Genomic DNA, 18,386 nt, shown 5'->3' on the forward strand with positions numbered 1-18,386 from the left:
CCAAATGCCGAGCAAACACCCCACCCAACATCCCCGTACCACCCGTCAACAACACCGTCCCCACCGAACCAAAACCACCCACACCACCAGACCCCGCACCACCAGACCCCGCATCGCCAGACCCCGCATCGCCGGACCCAGCACCATCCGCCCCCGCATCCGGCACCGCACGCACCAACCGCGGCACCCACGCACGACCCCCACGCACCACCACCTGCGACTCACCCAGACCCACCACCCGCACCACATCCGCACCGGACACCACCCCATCCACCAACACCACACGCCCAGGATTCTCCGACTGAGCCGACCTCACCAACCCCCACACAGCCGCACCCACCACATCAACCACACCCTCATCCACACCCTCATCCACACCCTCACCCGACAACCCCACCGCACCCTCCGTACGCACCACCAACCGCGAACCCGCAAACCGCTCGTCCGCCAACCACTCCTGCACCACACCCAACACCTCACACACACCACCACACACCCCACCACCCAACCCCAAACCATCCCCAACACCCCGAACCGAATCAAACACCACCACATCCGGCACCGCACCCGACACACCACCCACCACATCACCCCAACGCCCCACACCCTCAACCGCACCACCAACCACACCATCAACCACACCAGGCAACTCAACCCCCGACCACCCCACACCAAACAACGAACCCCACACACCCGACTCCACCACCGCACGCCGCTCCACACCCACCGAACGCAACACCAACGAACCCACCGACGCCACCACACCACCACCCGCATCGGCCAACACCACCGACACCCGACCCTCACCCAATACCGAAACCCGCACCCGAACCACCGACACACCCACCACACCCACCGACACACCCGACCACGCAAACGGCAACGCAGCCCCCTCACCCACCACACCAGCCACAGCCACCCCATGCAACGCAGCATCAAACAGAGCAGGGTGGAGCCGGAACTCCGCCGGGTCCGCCCCTGCCGGGAGCGTGACCTCGGCGTAGACGTCACCGCCGGAACGCCATGCGGCTGCCAGGCCGCGGAAGGCGGGGCCGTACCGAAGACCTTCCTCGGCCATTCCGTCGTAGAAGCCGTCGAGGTCCACGCGCTCGGCGCCCGCCGGGGGCCACTGGGAGACGTCGAAGGGGCGCTCCGGCTCGGCGCCGGCGGCCGTACCGGGGGCGACAATGCCGGTTGCGTGCCGCGACCACGGCAGGCTGCCGTCCTCGGGGCGGGCATGCACGGTGACGGGGCGCCGGCCGTCCGGCTCCGCGCTGCCGACCGTGACTCGGAGGGCGACGCCTCCCGACTCGGGGACGACCAGCGGTGCCTCGAGCGTCAGTTCGTCGATCACCGGGCAGCCGACCTGGTCACCCGCGTAGAGAGCGAGTTCCACATGTCCGGTGCCGGGGAAGAAGACGGAATCGCCGACGCGGTGGTCACCGAGCCAGGGGTGCGTGCCGAGAGCAAGCCGACCGGTGAGGCTGAGCGCGTCCGTGTCCGGTGAGGGCACCAGGGCGCCGAACAGCGGGTGAGCGGCCGGTTCGAGGCCGGCGGTGAGAACGTCTCCGGTTCCCACCGGGGCCGTGGCCCAGTACCGCTCGCGCTGGAAGGCGTAGGTGGGCAGATCGACCGGAGCGGGGGCAGCCGCGTCGAAGAAGAGGTTCCAGTCGACCGGGGCGCCATGCACGTACGCCTCGGCCAGCGACTGGGCGAACCGGTCCATGCCACCGTTGTGGCGGCGCAGCGAGCCCACCGGAGTGGCGGTGGCTCCGGCGTCGGCCACCGTCTCGCCGAGACCGACGAAGAGTCCGGGATGCGGGCTGGCCTCGACGAAGAGGGTGAAGCCGTCGTCGAGCATCGCGCGGGTGGTTTCCTCGAAGCGGACGGTGCGGCGGAGGTTCTCGTACCAGTAGCCGGCATCGAGACCGGTGGTGTCGAGCGGACCGCCGGTCACGGTGGAGTAGAACGTGGTCGAGGCCGGGCGGGGGGTGACCTCGGCCAGTTCCGCCAGCAGCCGGTCGCGGATCTCCTCCACGAAGACGGAGTGAGAGGCGTAGTCCACCGGGATGCGGCGGGTCTGTACGCCCTGCTTCTCCAGCTCGGCGTGCAGCTCGTCGAGGGCGTCGGTCTCGCCGCACACCACGGTGGAGCCGGGGCTGTTGACCACGGCGAGCTGGAGCCGGTTCTCCCAGCGTCCGAGCAGTGCCTCGGCCTCTGCCGAGGGCAGCCCGACCGACATCATGCCGCCGCGTCCGGCCAGGTCCTGGCGGATGATCCTGCTGCGCAGCGCGACGACGCGTGCCCCGTCCTCCAGCGAGAGCGCACCGGCGACGCAGGCCGCCGCGATCTCCCCCTGGGAGTGCCCGACGACGGCGGCGGGTTCGACGCCGCACGCCCGCCACAGCTCCGCGAGCGAGACCATGACAGCCCACAGCACGGGCTGGACCACATCGACCTCGTCGAAGGTGGGCGCGCCCGGACGCTGGTGGATGACGTCGAGGAGGTCCCAATCCGTGTATCTGGCAAGCGCTTCGGCGCAGGCGTGCATCCGGTGCGCGAACACCGTTGAGGTGTCGAGGAGTTCCACGGCCATGCCGGCCCACTGCGAGCCCTGACCGGGGAAGACGAAGGCGACCTGTGCCTTGCCCGTGGTGGTGCCTCGGACGACGTGCGCGGCCTTGGCTCCGCCCGCGAGCGCGTCGAGGCCGGTCAGCAGGGCTTCACGCTCATCGGCCGCGCCGTTGCCGTTCCTCCCGGTGCCACCGTCCGTGGACGTGTCTCCGGCCGGACCCGCGGCGTTGTTGCCGGTTGCGCCGAGGACGACCGCTCGGTGCTCGAACGCCGTACGGGTGGCGATCAGGGCTCGGGCGATGTCCTGCGGACGCGCCGGGGCGGCGGTCTCGTCCCGGACGAAGGAGGCGAGCCGCTCCGCTTGGGCGCGCAGTCCGGCGGCACTGCGTCCGGAGACCACGAACGGGAGGACCGGTGACACCAGGCCGGGCAGTTCCACGTCGGCGGACCCCTTCGTTCCGCCCGCGGCGTCGTGCCCGTCGGCCGCGCCCGTGCCGACGGCTTCGGCGGTCGCGCCGGTTCCGCGTGTCTTCCTGGGGACGTCGCCGTCCTCCGCGGTGGGCTCCGGGTCGGGGGCCTCCTGGAGGATCACGTGAACGTTGGTGCCGCTGAGGCCGAAGGCGGAGACGCCCGCGGTGCGCGGGTGGCCGTTCCGGGTCCAGGGCGCCTGCTCGGTGAGCAGGCTGACGTGACCGGCGGACCAGTCGACGTGACTGGAGGGCTGCTCCACGTGCAGGGTCTTGGGCAGGGTGCCGTTGCGCAGCGCCATGACCATCTTGATGACGCCGCCCACGCCCGCGGCCGCCTGGGCGTGTCCGATGTTCGCCTTGAGCGAGCCGAGTCGCAGCGGGGCATCGGCGCTGCGGTCCTGGCCGTAGGTGGCGAGGAGTGCCTGGGCCTCGATGGGGTCGCCGAGGGTGGTGCCGGTGCCGTGGGCCTCGACGACGTCGACGTGGGCGCCGGGCACCCGGGCGTTGGCGAGTGCCTGACGGATGACACGCTGCTGTGAGGGTCCGCTGGGGGCGGTGAGGCCGTTGCTCGCGCCGTCGGAGTTGATGGCGGAACCCCGTACGACGGCCAGCACGGGGTGTCCGTTGCGCCGGGCGTCCGAGAGGCGTTCCAGGAGGAGGATGCCGGCGCCCTCGGACCAGCCTGTGCCGTCGGCGGCATCGGAGAACGCCTTGCAGCGGCCGTCGGGGGCGAGGCCGCGCTGCTTGCTGAAGGCGACGAAGGGTGCGGGCGTCGACATGATCATCACGCCGCCGGCCAGGGCGAGGGTGCATTCGTCCTGGCGCAGGGCCTGTGCGGCGAGGTGCAGGGCGACCAGGGACGACGAGCAGGCCGTGTCGACGGTGAACGACGGCCCTTCGAGGCCGAGGGTGTAGGAGATGCGGCCGGAGATGACCGAGGCGGCTCGGGCGGTGGCCATGTACGCCTCGACGGCCTCAGGCACGCCTTCGGGGAAGTCGCCGTAATCCTGGATGCCGGAACCCATGTAGACGCCGACACGGCCGCCGCGCAGGGTCTCCGGGTCGATGCCTGCCCGCTCGAAGGCTTCCCAGGCGACCTCCAGGCTGAGGCGCTGCTGCGGGTCGGTGGCTTCCGCCTCCATGGGGCTGAGGCCGAAGAACCCGGCGTCGAAGTCGCCTGCACCCTGGAGAAATCCGCCCTGGTGGACGTAGCTGGTGCCGGGCTGTGAGGCGTCCTGGCCCATGAGCTGGTCGAGATCCCAGCCGCGGTCGGCGGGCATGCCGGACACGGCGTCACGGCCTTCGGCGACGAGTTGCCAGAGTTCCTCGGGAGTGGTCACACCGCCGGGGAAGCGGCAGCCCATGGCCACGACGGCGATGGGCTCCTGGGCCTGCGCCTCGGCGTCGTGGAGGCGTCGCCGCGTCCGCTGGAGGTCGGCGGTGACTTTCTTGAGGTAGTCGAGGATCTTCTCGTCGTTGGCCATATCGGTCTCACCGAGTCCTTTGGGTCAGTTGCCGGCAGCGTGCCCGTGTCAGGCGAGGCCGAGTTCTTGGTCGATGAAGGCGAGTACGTCGTCGGCGGATGCTTCGTCGAGGGAGTCCCCGACGTCGGCCGCCGACTCGCCGCCCTGCTGGGCCGTCAGCTGGTCGAGGAGCGTCCGGAGCCGGGAGGTGATGCGGCTGCTGCGGATCTCCTCGATGCCCAGCGAGCCGACGAGATCCTCGAACCGGTCGACCTCCGAGAGCAGGGACACACCGGTGTCGCCGCTGTCCGGGAAGAGCCGCGTGTGGAGGTGTTCGGCGAGTGCGGTGGGGGTCGCGTAGTCGAAGACCAGCGTCGCCGGCAGGGCGGTGCCGGTGGCGGCTGTCAGTGCCTGGCGGAGTTCGACGGCCGCGACGGAGTCGAAGCCGAGGTCCTCGAAGGCGCGTTGGGGGTCGAGCTCGGACGGTGATGCGTAGCCGAGGAGAGCGGCGACGCGGGTGCGTACGAGGTCGAGGAGGGCGCGTCCCCGCTCGGCGCCGGAGAGGCCGGCGAGCCGTTCCATCAGCGCCGAGGCATCGGGGGCCCCGGCGCCGGCGCCGGCGGACAGGACCTCCTGGACCTCGGGCAGGGCGTCGAGCAGCGGGCGGGGACGGGCGAGGGTGTAGGTGGGGGCGAAGCGGGACCAGTCGAACTCGGCGACGACCAAGTGGCTCTCGTCGTGTTCGAGCGTCTGGCGCAGGGCGCTGATGGCGAGGTCGGGGCGCATCGCGGGGGCGCCGATGCGTTCCATCACGGCGCTGAGTTCGGCGTCGACCATGCCGCCCTGCCAGGAGCTCCAGGCCACGGAGGTGGCGGTGAGTCCGCGGGCGCGGCGCCGGTGGGCGAGGGCGTCGAGGTGGGCGTTGGCGGCGGCGTAGGCGGTCTGTCCGGCGCTTCCCCATACGGCGGCGCCGGAGGAGAAGAGGACGAAGGCGTCGAGAGGGCGGTCACCGAGCAGGTCGTCGAGGTGCAGGGCGCCGGTGACCTTGGCGTGGCCGACGGCTGCGAACTCCTCCGCGGTGAGCTCGGGGAGCGGTGCGATGCGCTGGGCGGCCCCGGCGGCGTGCACGACGGTGGTCAGGGGCAGTTCCGGGGGTACGGCGTCGAGTATCGCGGCCAGTGCGGCGCGGTCGGTGACGTCGCAGGCGGCGAGGGTCACGCGGGTGCCGGCCTGCTCCAGTTCGGCCGCCAGATCGCGGGCGCCCCGGGCCGCGTCGCCGTGGCGGCTGAGGAGCAGGAGGTGTTCGATGCCGTCGGCCGCGAGCATGCGGGCCACGTGGGCGCCGAGGCCGCCGGTGCCACCGGTGACGAGGGCGGTGCCGCGGGGGGTACGGGGGTGGCGCGGGGTGCGCTCCCCGAGCGGTGCGCGTACGAGACGTCGCACGAGGACGGCACCGGACCGTACGGCGACGGCGTCCTCGCCGGACGCGCCGGTCAGGACTTCGCAGAGCCGCTGCACCGCGGTGGCATCGAGGTCCGCGGGGAGGTCGACGGAGCCGCCCCAGGTGTCCGGGTGGTCGAGGGCGAGTCCGCCGCCGAGGCCCCAGAGCGCGGCCTGGGCCGGGGCGGTCAGTTCGGCCGGGTCGGTGGTGGCCACGGCACCCTGGGTGACGCACCAGAGGCGGGCGTCGAGGCCGGTGTCGGCCAAGGACTGGGCGAGGGTGACTGTGGCGGTCAGGCCCCGGGAGAGGTGCGGGTGCGCGGGGTCGGGGCGGTCGTCGAGGGCAAGCAGGGAGAGGACGCCGGCGGCCGGGTGACCGGCGAGGTGTGTGGCGAGTGCGGCGCGGTCCTGTGCCGGGCCGACTTCGATGACCCGGGGGGCGGCGCCGTGAGCGGTGAGACCGGTGAGGATCGCGTGGACCCGTGGGTCGCCGGTCTCGCCTTCCGCGACGACGACGAGCCAGGGGGCGCCAGGAGCCGCGGTGGCGGACGTGGTGGCGGCCGGCTGCCAGACGACGCGGTAGCGCAGGCTGTCGAGGGCGGCGCGCTCCTGGTGGAGGCGGCGCCACCGCGCCATGGCCGGAAGTACCGCGTCGAGGGCGGTCTCGGGTACGGACAGCCGGTCGGCGAGCACGGTGACGTCCTGCTGCTCCACCGCTGCCCAGAAGGCCGCTTGGGCCGGGTCCGCGGCGTTGCCGGTGATCCGGGGTGCGTCGGCGCGTTCGGCCCAGTAGCTGCGGTGCTGGAAGGCGTACGTGGGCAGGGGTACGGGGCCCGCGCCGCGGTCCTTGAAGAAGGCGTTCCAGTCGACCGCGGTGCCTCGCGCGTGGGCGTGGGACACGGCGGTGAGCAGGGTGCGTTCCTCGTCGCGTGCGCGTCGCAGAGTGGACGTGCACACCACGTCGGGGGCGTCCGTGAGGCAGTCGGTGGCCATGGGGGTGAGGGCGGCGTCGGGCCCGATCTCGACGAAGACGCGGGCGCCTTCCGCGTACAGAGCCCGGACTCCGTCGCAGAAGCGGACGGCTTCGCGGACGTGGCGGACCCAGTAGTCGGGGGTGGTCAGGTCGCCGGGGTCGGCGAGCCGGCCGGTCACGTTCGAGACGATGGGCAGCTTCGGTTCCCGGTAGGTCAACTTACCCGCGACCTGGCGGAATTCAGCGAGCATGGGGTCCATCAGCGGGGAGTGGAACGCGTGCGACACCGCGAGCCGCTTCGTCCGGCGCCCCAGACCCGCGAAATGCTCCGCCACCCGCAGCACCCCCTCCTCCACACCCGACACCACCACCGACGACGGACCATTCACCGCCGCCAGCCCCACACCCCCACCCAGCAACGGCAACACCTCGCCCTCCGACGCGGCCACCGCCACCATCACCCCACCCACCGGCAACGCCTGCATCAAACGACCACGCGCCACCACCAACTCCGCCGCATCACCCAGCGACAACACCCCCGCCACATGCGCCGCCACGATCTCACCGACCGAATGACCCGCCACCACATCCGCACGCACACCCCACGACTCCACCAAACGGAACAACGCCGTCTCCACCGCGAACAACCCCGCCTGCGCAAACAACGTCCCGCTCAACACACCCGCATCCCCACCCCACACCACCTCACGCAACGAACACCCCAACCGGACATCCAACTCCCCCACCACCACATCAAAAGCCTCCGCAAACACCGGAAACGCCTCATACAACCCACGCCCCATACCCAACCGCTGCGCACCCTGACCCGTGAACAGGAACGCCGTCAGACCTGCGGGCTCGGCGCAGGCGCGCACCGGGCCGTCCGCCTCGTCGCCGGCGGCGAGTGCGGTGAGGCCCTGGACGAGTTCGTCGCGTCCAGCGGCCAGCAGGACTGCACGGTGGTCGAGGGCGGCGCGGGTCGTGGCGAGCGAGTACCCGAGGTCCCGGACGGAAGTTCCTGGCCGTTCGGGGGTGTTCAGGTGGTCGAGCAGGCGTCTGGCCTGGTCGCGCAGGGCGTCGGGGGTCCTGGCGGAGAGCGGCAGCGGGGTCAGCGGCGAGGTCACGGTGACGGGTGCGGCGGCTTCGGTGTCCGCCTTGGGGGCGGGCGCCTCCTCGATGATGACGTGGGCGTTGGTGCCGCTGAGCCCGAACGCGGAGACGGCCGCGCGGCGGGGGCGGCCGCGGTCGGGCCAGGGCAGGGGTTCGGTCAGCAGCGAGATGTTTCCGGTCGACCAGTCGACGGCGGGGGTGGGCTCGTCGAGGTGAAGGGTGCGGGGCAGCACGCCGTGGCGGATGGCCTGCACCATCTTGATGATGCCGCCGACGCCCGCGGCGGCCTGGGCGTGACCGATGTTCGACTTGATCGACCCCAGGTACAACGGCTGGTCGGCGGGCCGGTCCTGGCCATAGGTGGCGAGCAGGGCCTGCGCCTCGATCGGGTCGCCGAGGGTGGTGCCGGTGCCGTGCGCCTCGACTGCGTCGACCTGGTCGGCGGTGAGCTGGGCCGCGGCGAGTGCCTGGCGGATCAGGCGTTGCTGGGCAGGACCGTTGGGGGCGGTCAGACCGTTGGACGCGCCGTCGGAGTTGACGGCACTTCCCCGGACGACCGCGAGCACGGGGTGTCCGTTGCGCCGGGCGTCGGCGAGGCGTTCGACGACGAGCATGCCGACGCCTTCGCCCCATCCGGTGCCGTCGGCGGCGGCGGCGAAGGGCTTGCACCGGCCGTCGGGGGCGAGGCCGCGTTCCTGGCTGAAGCCGATGAAGGAGGTGGGGGTGGCCATGACCGTCACGCCACCGGCCAGGGCGAGGGTGCACTCGCCGGCGCGCAGCGACTTCACGGCCCAGTCGAGGGCGACCAGGGACGACGAGCACGCCGTGTCGACGGTGACGGCCGGACCCTGAAGGCCGAGGGTGTACGAGATGCGTCCGGAGGCGACGCTGGCCAGGCCGCCGGTGCCGCCGTCCGTGGCGTAGTCGTGGTAGACGACGCCGGCGAACACGCCGGTGAGGCTGCCCTTGAGCCCGAGCGGCTCCACGCCCGCGTGTTCCAGCGCCTCCCACGACGTCTCCAGCAGCAGCCGTTGCTGAGGGTCGGTCTCGCGGGCGTCCTTGGGACTGATCTTGAAGAAGTCGGCGTCGAACCGGTCGGCGTCGTGGAGGAAACCGCCTTCGCGGGCGTAGGTCCTGCCCGGTGTGGCAGGTTCGGGGTCGTAGAGGCCTTCCACGTCCCAGCCGCGGTTCACGGGAAAGGCCGAGATACCGTCCCGGCCCGCGGCCACGAGGTCCCACAGCTCCTCGGCCGAGGTCACCCCGCCGGGGTAGCGGCAGCTCATGCCGATGATCGCGATGGGCTCGTGCTCCCTCGCCTCGGCCTCGCGCAGGCGTCGCTTCACCTGCCGCAGGTCGGCGGTGGCGCGCTGGAGGTAGTCCCGAAGCTTGTCCTGGGTTGCCATCTGTATCTCTACCAATCTCGGGGCTTGCGTCAACCGTGCCGGGCGGGGGCTAGAGGAGCCCGATCTCCTGGTCCAGCACCTCGAACAGCTCGTCGTCGGTGACCGAGTCGAGGTCGTCCTCGTCCTCGGTCCGTGTCGTGTCGTCACCGTGGGCGTCCTGCCAACGGCGCAGCAGCGCTTCGAGGCGGGAGGTGATCTTCGGCCGGTCCCCCGCGTCGGGGGCGGCGGCGTCGAGGGTCGCGTCGAGCTGGTCGAGCATGCCCATCAGGGTCTTGGTTCCGTCGTCGTCGGCGGACCCGTCCCCGAGGAGTTCGGTGAGGTGGGTGGCGACCGCCCGGGAGTCCGGATGGTCGAAGACGAGGCTCGCGGGGAGGGCGAGGCCGGTGGCGTCGGCGAGCCGACGGCGGAGTTCGACTGCGGCCAGCGAGTCGAATCCCAGATCCTGGAAGGCCCCGTCGGCCCCGACGGCCTCCGGCGTGGGGTGCCCGAGCAGGGTGGCGACGTGGGAACGGACCAGCTCCAGCAGGATGCGCCGGCGCTCGTCCTCTCCCCGCCCGGAGAGGCGTCGGCGCAGTTCGGCAGCGGTGTCGGTACCGGTACGTGCTCCGGCGCGCCCCGGGATTCGCACGACGGTGGTGAGCACCGGCGGCACCTGGTCGGCCCGGGAGCGCAGCACGCCCTGGTCCAGGTGGAGTGCGAACAGGGCGGCCTCGTCGGCACGCAGCGCGTCGTCCAGGAGGCGCATGTTCCGCTCGTCGGGCAGGGGTGGCAGTCCCAGGTCGGCCATCCGCCGCCCTGCTTCGCCTTCGGGGTCGGTGTGCGCCGGGCCGAGGGCCAGGGCGGTGGCGGAGAGACCGAGGGTGTGGCGGTGGTGGGCGAGGGCGTCCAGGAAGGTGTGTGCGGCGGCGGTGTGGGCCGCTCCCGCTCCGTGGACGAGGCCCTGGGACGAGGAGAGGAGCACGAAGGCCGACAGGCCGAGGTCCGCGGTGAGTTCGTGGAGGTTCCAGGCGGCGTCCGCGTGGCGCAGGGACCGGTCGAGCAGGTCCGGAGTCCGCTTGCCGATCGGGGCGTTCGTCCCGGTGCCGGCGCCGGTGTGGACGACCGCGGTGAGCGGCTGGTCGGCGGGGAGGGTGGCGATCAGTGCGGCGAGGGCGTCCCGGTCGGCGGGGTCGCAGTCGCTGAGGACGAGGTCGACACCGTGTTCCGCGGCGAGGAGTTCGATGCCGGTGGCGCTGGGCCCACGGCTGTCGCAGGAGTCGGCGGAATCGGCGAAGACGGCGGAGCCTGCATCGGACGGTTCGGTGGGGCGCGGGCACCCGGTCATCAGGAGCCGGGTGATGCCGTGTGCGGTGATGAGGTGGCGGGCGGTCGCGGCGCCCGCGTCGCTCGCTCCCCCGGTGACCAGCACCGTGCCGCTGACCGGCATCGCGTGGTCGCCGGTGCCTGGCGCGACCGTGGCGAGCCCGGGGACCAGGACCGTGCCGCCCCGGACGGCGAGTTCCTCCGCGCCCGAGGTCAGGGCGTCCGGCAACGTGGTCGCGGAAGCCTCGGACCCGTCCAGGTCCGCGAGGACGATCCGTCCCGGATGCTCGCTCTGCGCGGCCCGGACCAGGCCCCACAGGGGTGCCTGGCGGACGTCGACCGCACCGTTCCCGGTCGCGACGGCGTCGCGCGTGACGACGACCAGCTTCGCCCCGTCGGTGGGTTCGTGGTCGAGGAACTCCCTCATCAGGGACAGCACGCGGCCGGTGTGCGCACGGACCGCAGTGCGCACGTCGTCGTCCGGCGCGGCGGGCACCGGCAGCAGGACGAAGCCGGGTGCGGAGCCCGCGACGGGCTCAAGGGGGTCGTGGAGGGGATAGGGACGGCCGGTGCGCGGGTCGTCGACGGGCCCGGCGGCGGCGAGCACCGCGGTCCGCGCGCCGAGGGCGGCGATGTCGACGGGCGCCGGGGTCCACTCCAGCCGGTACAGCGCACCCTCGGGCTCGCCGACAGCCAGTTCGTCCGGGGCGACGGGCCGCCAGGTGGTGTCCTCGGCCGAGAGCACGGGCCGGCCGTCCGCGTCGGCCACGTGGAGGGACGGGCCGGCGCCGCCTGCCGGCCGGACGACGCGGATGCGCAGCGCCGTGGCACCGGTGCGGTGGGCATGGACGCCGGTCCAGGCGCTGGGGGTCAACGGCCTGCCGGACGGCTCCGCCTGAGCAATGGCTTCGGCGGAACCGTCTGCGGAGCCGTCCGACAGGGCGCCGAACCGGGCCAGTTGGACGGCGGCGTCGAGCAGGGCCGGATGCAGGGCGCACCGGTCGTGGGCGGCCTCGTCGTCGAGTGCGGCCTCGGCGAACAGTTCGTCGCCGCGACGCCAGACGGCCCGGAGCGTGCGGAAGGCGGGCCCGTACCCGTGGCCGAGCACGAGCAGATGGTCGTAGGCGTCGTCGGGGTCCACCGGGGTGGCGCCGGGCGGCGGCCAGGCCGTCAGGTCGGGTCCGTCCGGTTCGGCGGCGGGCAGGGCGAGGACGCCCTCGGCGTGACGGGTCCACGGTGCGCCGTCGTCCGTGCCCGGCCCGTCGGAGCCGGCGGGCCGGGAGTGGATGGCGACGGTGCGGCGGCCGTCCTGCTCGGGCGGGCCGACGGAGACCCGCAGCGCGATGCCTCCGTCCAAGGGCAGGGGCAGCTGCGCCACCACCTGGAAGCGGTCCAGGTGTGGGCAGCCGGTCTCCATGCCCGCCCGCAACGCCAGGTCGACGAAGGCGGCGGCGGGCAGCGTCACGGTGCCCAGCAGGTCGTGGTCGTCGAGCCAGGGCAGGGCGGAGCGTTCCAGCAGGCCGGTGAGCAGGGCGCCGCCGGTGTCGGGCAGGGTCACGAGCGCGCTCAGCAGCGGGTGGTCCACGTCGCCGAGCCCGGCCGCGGCCAGATCGGCGCCGGTGCGTTCCGGGAGGGCCCAGAACGTCTCCCGGCGGAAGGCGTAGGTCGGAAGGTCGATCCGGTGGGCGCCGCTGCCCGCGAAGAACTCCGCCCAGCCGACCGGGACATGACGGGAGTGGGCGAGAGCGACAGCCCGGACGAGCTCGTGTGTCTCGTCCCGGTCGCGGCGGGCGAGCGGCAGGAAGGCACCGGCCGCCGTGTCGGGGAGGCAGGCGGGCCCGAGCGCGGAGAGAACGGCGTCGGGGCCGACTTCGAGGTAGGTGGTGACGCCCGCCGCGTCGAGCGCCCGTATCCCGTCGGCGAACCGGACGGCTTCGCGGACATGCCGTACCCAGTGGCCGGGGTCGGCGAGTTCGGCGGCCGTGACGGTCCGTCCGGTCAGGGTGGAGACGATCGGCACCGAGGGCTCGGCGACCTCGATCCCGGCGGCCGCCCGGGCGAACTCGTCCAGCATCGGATGCATGAGGGGAGAGTGGAAGGCGTGCGACACCCGTAGACGCTTCGCGGTGCGGCCCAGGGCGGCGAAGTGGTCCGCGACGGCCTGTACGGCGTCGGCGGCCCCGGACACGACAACGGATTCGGGTCCGTTGACCGCGGCGACGGACACCTGCGCGGTGAGCAGCGGGATCACCTCGTCCTCGCTCGCCCGCAGCGCCGCCATGGCGCCGCCCTCGGGCAGTGCCTGCATCAGCAGGCCACGCGCGGCGACCAGCCGGGCGGCGTCCGGCAGCGAAAGGGCGCCCGAGACGTGCGCGGCGACCAGTTCCCCGACGGAGTGCCCCGCGAGCAGGTCGGGATGGATGCCCCAGGACTCCAGGAGCCTGAACAGCGCGACCTCGAAGGCGAACAGCCCGGCCTGGGTGTAGGCGGTGCGGTTCAGGGCGGCTTCGTCGTTCCGCACGATGTCGGCGAGCGGCCGGTCGAGGTGGCGGTCGAGCTCGGCGACGGCGTTGTCGAAGGCGTGGGCGAAGACGGGGTGGGCGCGGTGGAGTTGCCCGCCCATCCCTACGCGCTGTGCGCCCTGTCCGGAGAAGAGGAACGCGGTGAGTCCGCCGGGCTTGCCCGAGGTGCCGTCGCCGGTGCGCACGGTGTCGGCGGTGGTGCCACCGTCGGCCAGCACCACCAGGTCGCGAAGCGCCTGGGTACGGTCGCCGACGATCAGGGCGGCGCGCTGTTCGAGGGCGGTACGGGAGGTCGCCAACGAGTAGGCGATGTCCTGGGCGCGCGCGTCGGGCCGGGCGTCGAGGTGGGTCAGGAGACGGGCTGCCTGCCGGGCGATGCCTTCCGGATCGCGGGCCGACAGGAGCCAGGGCACGGGCGTGCTGCCGGGCTCCGGCGCACCGGGCGCAGTGGAGGACCGTACGTCGGCTGCACCGGGCGTGGCGGGAAGCCCTTCGGCGGTTTCGACGGCCTCGGCTGCGGGGCGGGGCCCTTCGGCGGTGTCGGTGACCTCGGATGTCCCCGGCGGCGCTTCGATGATCACGTGGGCATTGGTTCCGCTGATCCCGAACGACGACACCCCGGCCCGGCGGGGTCGGTCGGTCTCGGGCCAGGGCCGGGCAGCGGTCAGCAGCGCGACATCTCCCGTCCCCCAGTCGACCTGGGGTGACGGTTCGTCGAGGTGCAGCGACCTGGGCAGGATGCCGTGCCGCATCGCTTCGACCATTTTGATCACACCGGCGATGCCGGCGGCGGCCTGGGCGTGCCCGATGTTCGACTTGATCGATCCGAGGTGGAGCGGTCCGCTCTCGGCGCGCCCCTGTCCATAGGTCGCCAGCAGCGCCTGCGCCTCGATCGGGTCGCCGAGGGTGGTGCCGGTGCCGTGCGCCTCGACGGCGTCGACGTCGGCGGTGGTGAGGCCGGCGTTCGTCAGCGCCTGGCGGATGACGCGCTGCTGGGAGGGGCCGTTGGGTGCCATCAGTCCGTTGCTCGCGCCGTCCTGGTTGACGGCGCTGCCGCGCAGCACGGCGAGGACGGGATGACCGTGGCGGCGGGCGTCCGACAGCCGCTCGACGACGAGCATTCCGGCGCCTTCGGACCATGCGGCACCGTCGGCGCCGGCGGAGAACGAGCGGCACCGGCCGTCGCGGGAGAGCCCGCGCTGCCGGGCGAATTCGATGAAGGTCTCCGGCGTGGACATCACGGTCACTCCGCCGACGAGAGCGAGCCCGCACTCACCGGACCGTACGGCCTGCGCGGCCAGGTGCAGGGCCACCAGGGACGAGGAGCACGCGGTGTCCACCGCCAGCGAGGGCCCTTCGAGGCCGAAGGTGTAGGAGACGCGGCCGGGGCCCAGAGAGCCGGCCGCGCTGTTGCCCGTGTAGTCGTGGTACATCGTCCCGGTGAAGACACCGGTCGCGGTGCCCTTGAGCGACAGCGGGTCGATCGCGGCCCGCTCCAGCGCCTCCCAGGCGACTTCCAGGAGCAAGCGGTGCTGCGGGTCGGTCGTCAGCGCGTCGTTGGGGCTGATACCGAAGAAGCCGGGGTCGAACTCCGCCGCATCGTGCAGGAATCCGCCGTGCCGTACGTAGCAGGTGCCGGTCCGCACCGATTCGGGGTCGTACAGTCCCTCCAGGTCCCAGCCGCGGTCGCGGGGGAACTCCGTGATGGCGTCGACCTCGTCGTGGACGAGCTGCCACAGGTCCTCCGGGGAGCGGACGCCTCCGGGGAAGCGGCAGGCCATCGAGACGATGACGACCGGGTCGTCCTCGCCGGACACCGCGGCCTCGCTGCCGGGCACGGCGGTGCCCGTGCTCCGCTCACCGACGAGCAGGGTGTCCAGGTGATCGGCAACCGCGCGGGCGTTGGGATGGTCGAAGACGAGGGTGGACGGCAGGCGGACGCCGGTGGCGGACGCCAGCTGGTTGCGCAGCTCCATCGCGGTCAGGGAGTCGAAGCCGATCTCGGTGAAGGCGCGGTCGGGCTCGACGTCCGCGGCCGAACCGTGTCCGAGTACGGACGCGACCTGGGTCCGCACCAGATCGAGGAGGGTGCGCAGGCGCTCCTTCGGAGCCAGGGCGGCCAGAGCGGCCCGGGCGTCCGGGACCGCAGTCGCGGCGGCGGCCGAGGCGCGGGGCCTGCGCCGTACGAGGCCGGAGAAGAGCGGCGGCAGAGGCTCCATGGCGCGCAGCGCCTTGAGGTCGAGGCGGACCGGCAGCAGACGCGGTGCCCCGGCACGGGACACCGCCGCGTCGAGCAGGGCCAGTCCCCGGGCGGCGCTGAGGGGTTCGACACCGGAACGGCTCATGCGCAGCAGATCCGTGTCGTCGAGGCGGCTCGCCATGCCGTCCTCGTCGGCCCACAGCCCCCAGGCCAGCGACTGTGCGGGGAGATCCTGTGCGCTGCGCAGGGCGGCGAGTGCATCCAGGAAGGCGTTGCCTGCGGCGTAGTTGGCCTGGCCGGGGTTGCCGAGCACACCGGCGACGGACGAGAAGAGCACGAATGCGCTGAGGTCGAGGTGGGCCGTCAACGCGTGGAGATTCCACGCCGCGTCGATCTTCGGACGCAGGACCTCGGCCAGCCGACCAGGGGTGAGCGAGCCGATGGTGGCATCGTCCAGCACACCCGCGCAGTGGACGACAGCGGTCGGCGGGTGCAGTTCCAGCAGGGCGCGCGCGGCGTCGCGGTCGGCGAGGTCGCAGGCCACGACGGTGACCTCGGCGCCGAGACCGGTCAGTTCCGCGCTCAGGGCGGCGGCGCCCGGTGAGTCCAGTCCCCGACGACTGGTCAGCACCAGCCGCCGGACGCCGTGGACGGTGACGAGGTGGCGGGCGACGAGCGCTCCGAGGGTGCCGGTGCCGCCGGAGAGCAGCACGGACGCGTCCGCACCGCCGAAGCGGGCGGACGGCTGTGCATCGGTGCCGGCCGGACGGTCGCCCGTTCCGGTGACCTGAGCGGCGCCGGCATCGGTGGCGTCACCGGCCCGCTGCACGGCGTCCGGTGCCGCGGGTACCAGGGACAGTCTCGGGGCCCATGCAGCACCCCGGCGGACCGTTGTCTCGGGCTCGTCGGTGGCCAGGATCGCGGCGATGTCCAGCGTGCCGTCCGTGTCGACGAGCAGGATCCTGTCCGGGTTCTCGGCCTGCGCGGACCGCACGAGGCCGGCTACGGCCGCCGCGGCCGGGTGTGTCACCGTCTCGCAGGGCAGGGCGACGGCGCCACGGGTCACCACGAGCAGCCGACTTGTCGCGAACCGGTCGTCCGCCAGCCATTCCTGTACGACTTCGAGCGCGCGGCCGGTCATGGTGTGCGCGTCGGACACCACATCGGCAGCGGGGGGCGGGCACTCCCACACCAGAACCGCGGCACCCGTTCCGGCGGCGCCGTCGCGATCCTCCCAGTCCACGGTGGCGGGGGCAGGAGCACCCCCGGTGGTGAGCAGCCGGGTCCACTCCACGGAGTACAGAGCACCCCGCTGTCCCTCGTCGGTGCGCTTGACCGCGACCGGGCGGGTGACGAGGGAGCCCACGGAGAAGACCGGCTGTCCTGCCTGGTCCGCACCGCTGACGGTGATGCTGTCGGTGCCAAACGGGGCGATCCTCACCCGGAGCCGGTCCGCTCCGACAGCGTGGAGACGAACGCCCTTCCAGGCGAAGGGGAGCAGCGCAGTGTCCGGGTCGGCTTCGGTACCGTCGCCGTCGTCATCGCCGTCGCCGTCGCCGTCGCCGTCGCCGACCAATGAGGCGTGCAGCGCGGAATCCAGCAACGCGGGGTGCAGGCCGTAGCGTTCGGCTTCTGTCTCCGTCGCATCCGGCAGGGTCACCTCGGCGAAGGTCTCCTCGCCCCGGCGCCAGGCGGCCGTGAGACCTTGGAAGACAGGCCCGTAGCCGTACCCCTGCGCGAGGAGCCGGTCGTAGACCCCGTTCAGCTCCAGCGCGGTAGCGGCTTCCGGAGGCCAGACCGTTGCATCGAAGGACGGCACGGCCGCATCGGGAACCAGAAGACCTTCGGCGTGCAGGGTCCAGGGGCTGTCGGCCGCTTCGTCGTCCTCGTCGCGAGAGTACACAGCGACACTCCTGGCACCCGCCGCGTCGTCCAGCCCCATGCGCACCCGCACCTGTACGCCACCCCGGGACGGCAGCACCAGGGGGGCCTGCAGGGTGAGCTCGTCGAGCACCTCGCAGCCGACCTGGGCGCCGGCACACAGCACCAGTTCCACCAGGCCAGTGCCCGGGAAGAGGATCGAGCCCCCCATGCGGTGATCGGCTAGCCACGGCTGTGTGTCGACGGACAACCGGCCGGTGAGCAGCAGGCCGCCGTCGGCTCCGGGGAGTGCCACCGCAGCGCCGAGCAGCGGGTGATCGGCGTCCGCCAGGCCCAACGCCCTGTGGTCCGCAGCCTCCAGCTCGGAAGCCATCCAGTACCGGTCGCGTTGGAAGGCGTAGGTGGGCAGGTCGATGCGGTGGGCTCCCGAGCCCTCGTAGAGGCGGGTCCAGTCGACCGGGACACCCGCCACGTGGAGCCGGCCCAGCGCGGTCACGGCCGTGACCGCCTCGGGGCGGTTCCTGCGCAGGAACGGAACGAACACCGCCGACTCAGAAACCACCGACTCCCGCGCCATCCCACTCAGCACACCATCCGGCCCGATCTCCACGAACGACGACACACCCCGCCCCTCCACGAACGCCACCGCATCCGCGAACCGCACCGCCTCCCGCACATGCCGCACCCAATACCCCGGCGTCGCCACCTCCCCCGACACCACACCCGACACACCCGACACCACCGGAACCGACGGACTCCTGAACTCCAGACCCGCCACCACCGCACCGAACTCCGCCAGCATCGGCTCCATCAACGGCGAATGAAACGCATGCGACACCCGCAACACACTCGTCCTACGACCCAACCCCTCGAACACACCGACCACGTCACCAACCGCGTCCTGCGTGCCCGAGACCACGACCGAGCGCGGCCCGTTCACCGCCGCGATCCCGACCCCGTCCGTCAGCAACGGCAGCACCTCGGCCTCCGCCGCCTCCACCGCCACCATCACCCCACCCGCCGGCAACCCCTGCATCAACCGCCCACG

Annotated in this window: 3 protein-coding genes; all 3 read right to left on the reverse strand. The window is 72.6% G+C overall.

The annotated features are described in order from the left end of the window. Positions 1–4,528: acyltransferase domain-containing protein (locus AB0D53_RS41195; protein WP_362454609.1), on the reverse strand; the 4,528-nt coding region annotated here is incomplete at its 3' end. 48 nt (positions 4,529–4,576) lie between these two features. Then, positions 4,577–9,433 (reverse strand): type I polyketide synthase, encoded by a 4,857-nt coding sequence (locus tag AB0D53_RS41200; protein ID WP_362454611.1) that lies wholly within the window; start codon positions 9,431–9,433, stop codon positions 4,577–4,579. Positions 9,434–9,482: 49 nt separating this feature from the next. Continuing rightward, complete coding sequence (locus tag AB0D53_RS41205; protein ID WP_362454613.1) at positions 9,483–18,374, reverse strand: beta-ketoacyl synthase N-terminal-like domain-containing protein; 8,892 nt, start codon at positions 18,372–18,374, stop codon at positions 9,483–9,485. Between the last annotated feature and the right edge of the window lie 12 nt (positions 18,375–18,386).

The organism is Streptomyces sp. NPDC048295 (assembly GCF_040652135.1).
Lineage (GTDB): Bacteria > Actinomycetota > Actinomycetes > Streptomycetales > Streptomycetaceae > Streptomyces.

Coding starts and splice junctions, on each gene's coding strand:
- AB0D53_RS41200 (WP_362454611.1), bottom strand. CDS start 9,433: ATGGCAACCCAGGACAAGCTTCGGGACTACCTCCAGCGCGCCACCGCC.
- AB0D53_RS41205 (WP_362454613.1), bottom strand. CDS start 18,374: ATGCAGGGGTTGCCGGCGGGTGGGGTGATGGTGGCGGTGGAGGCGGCG.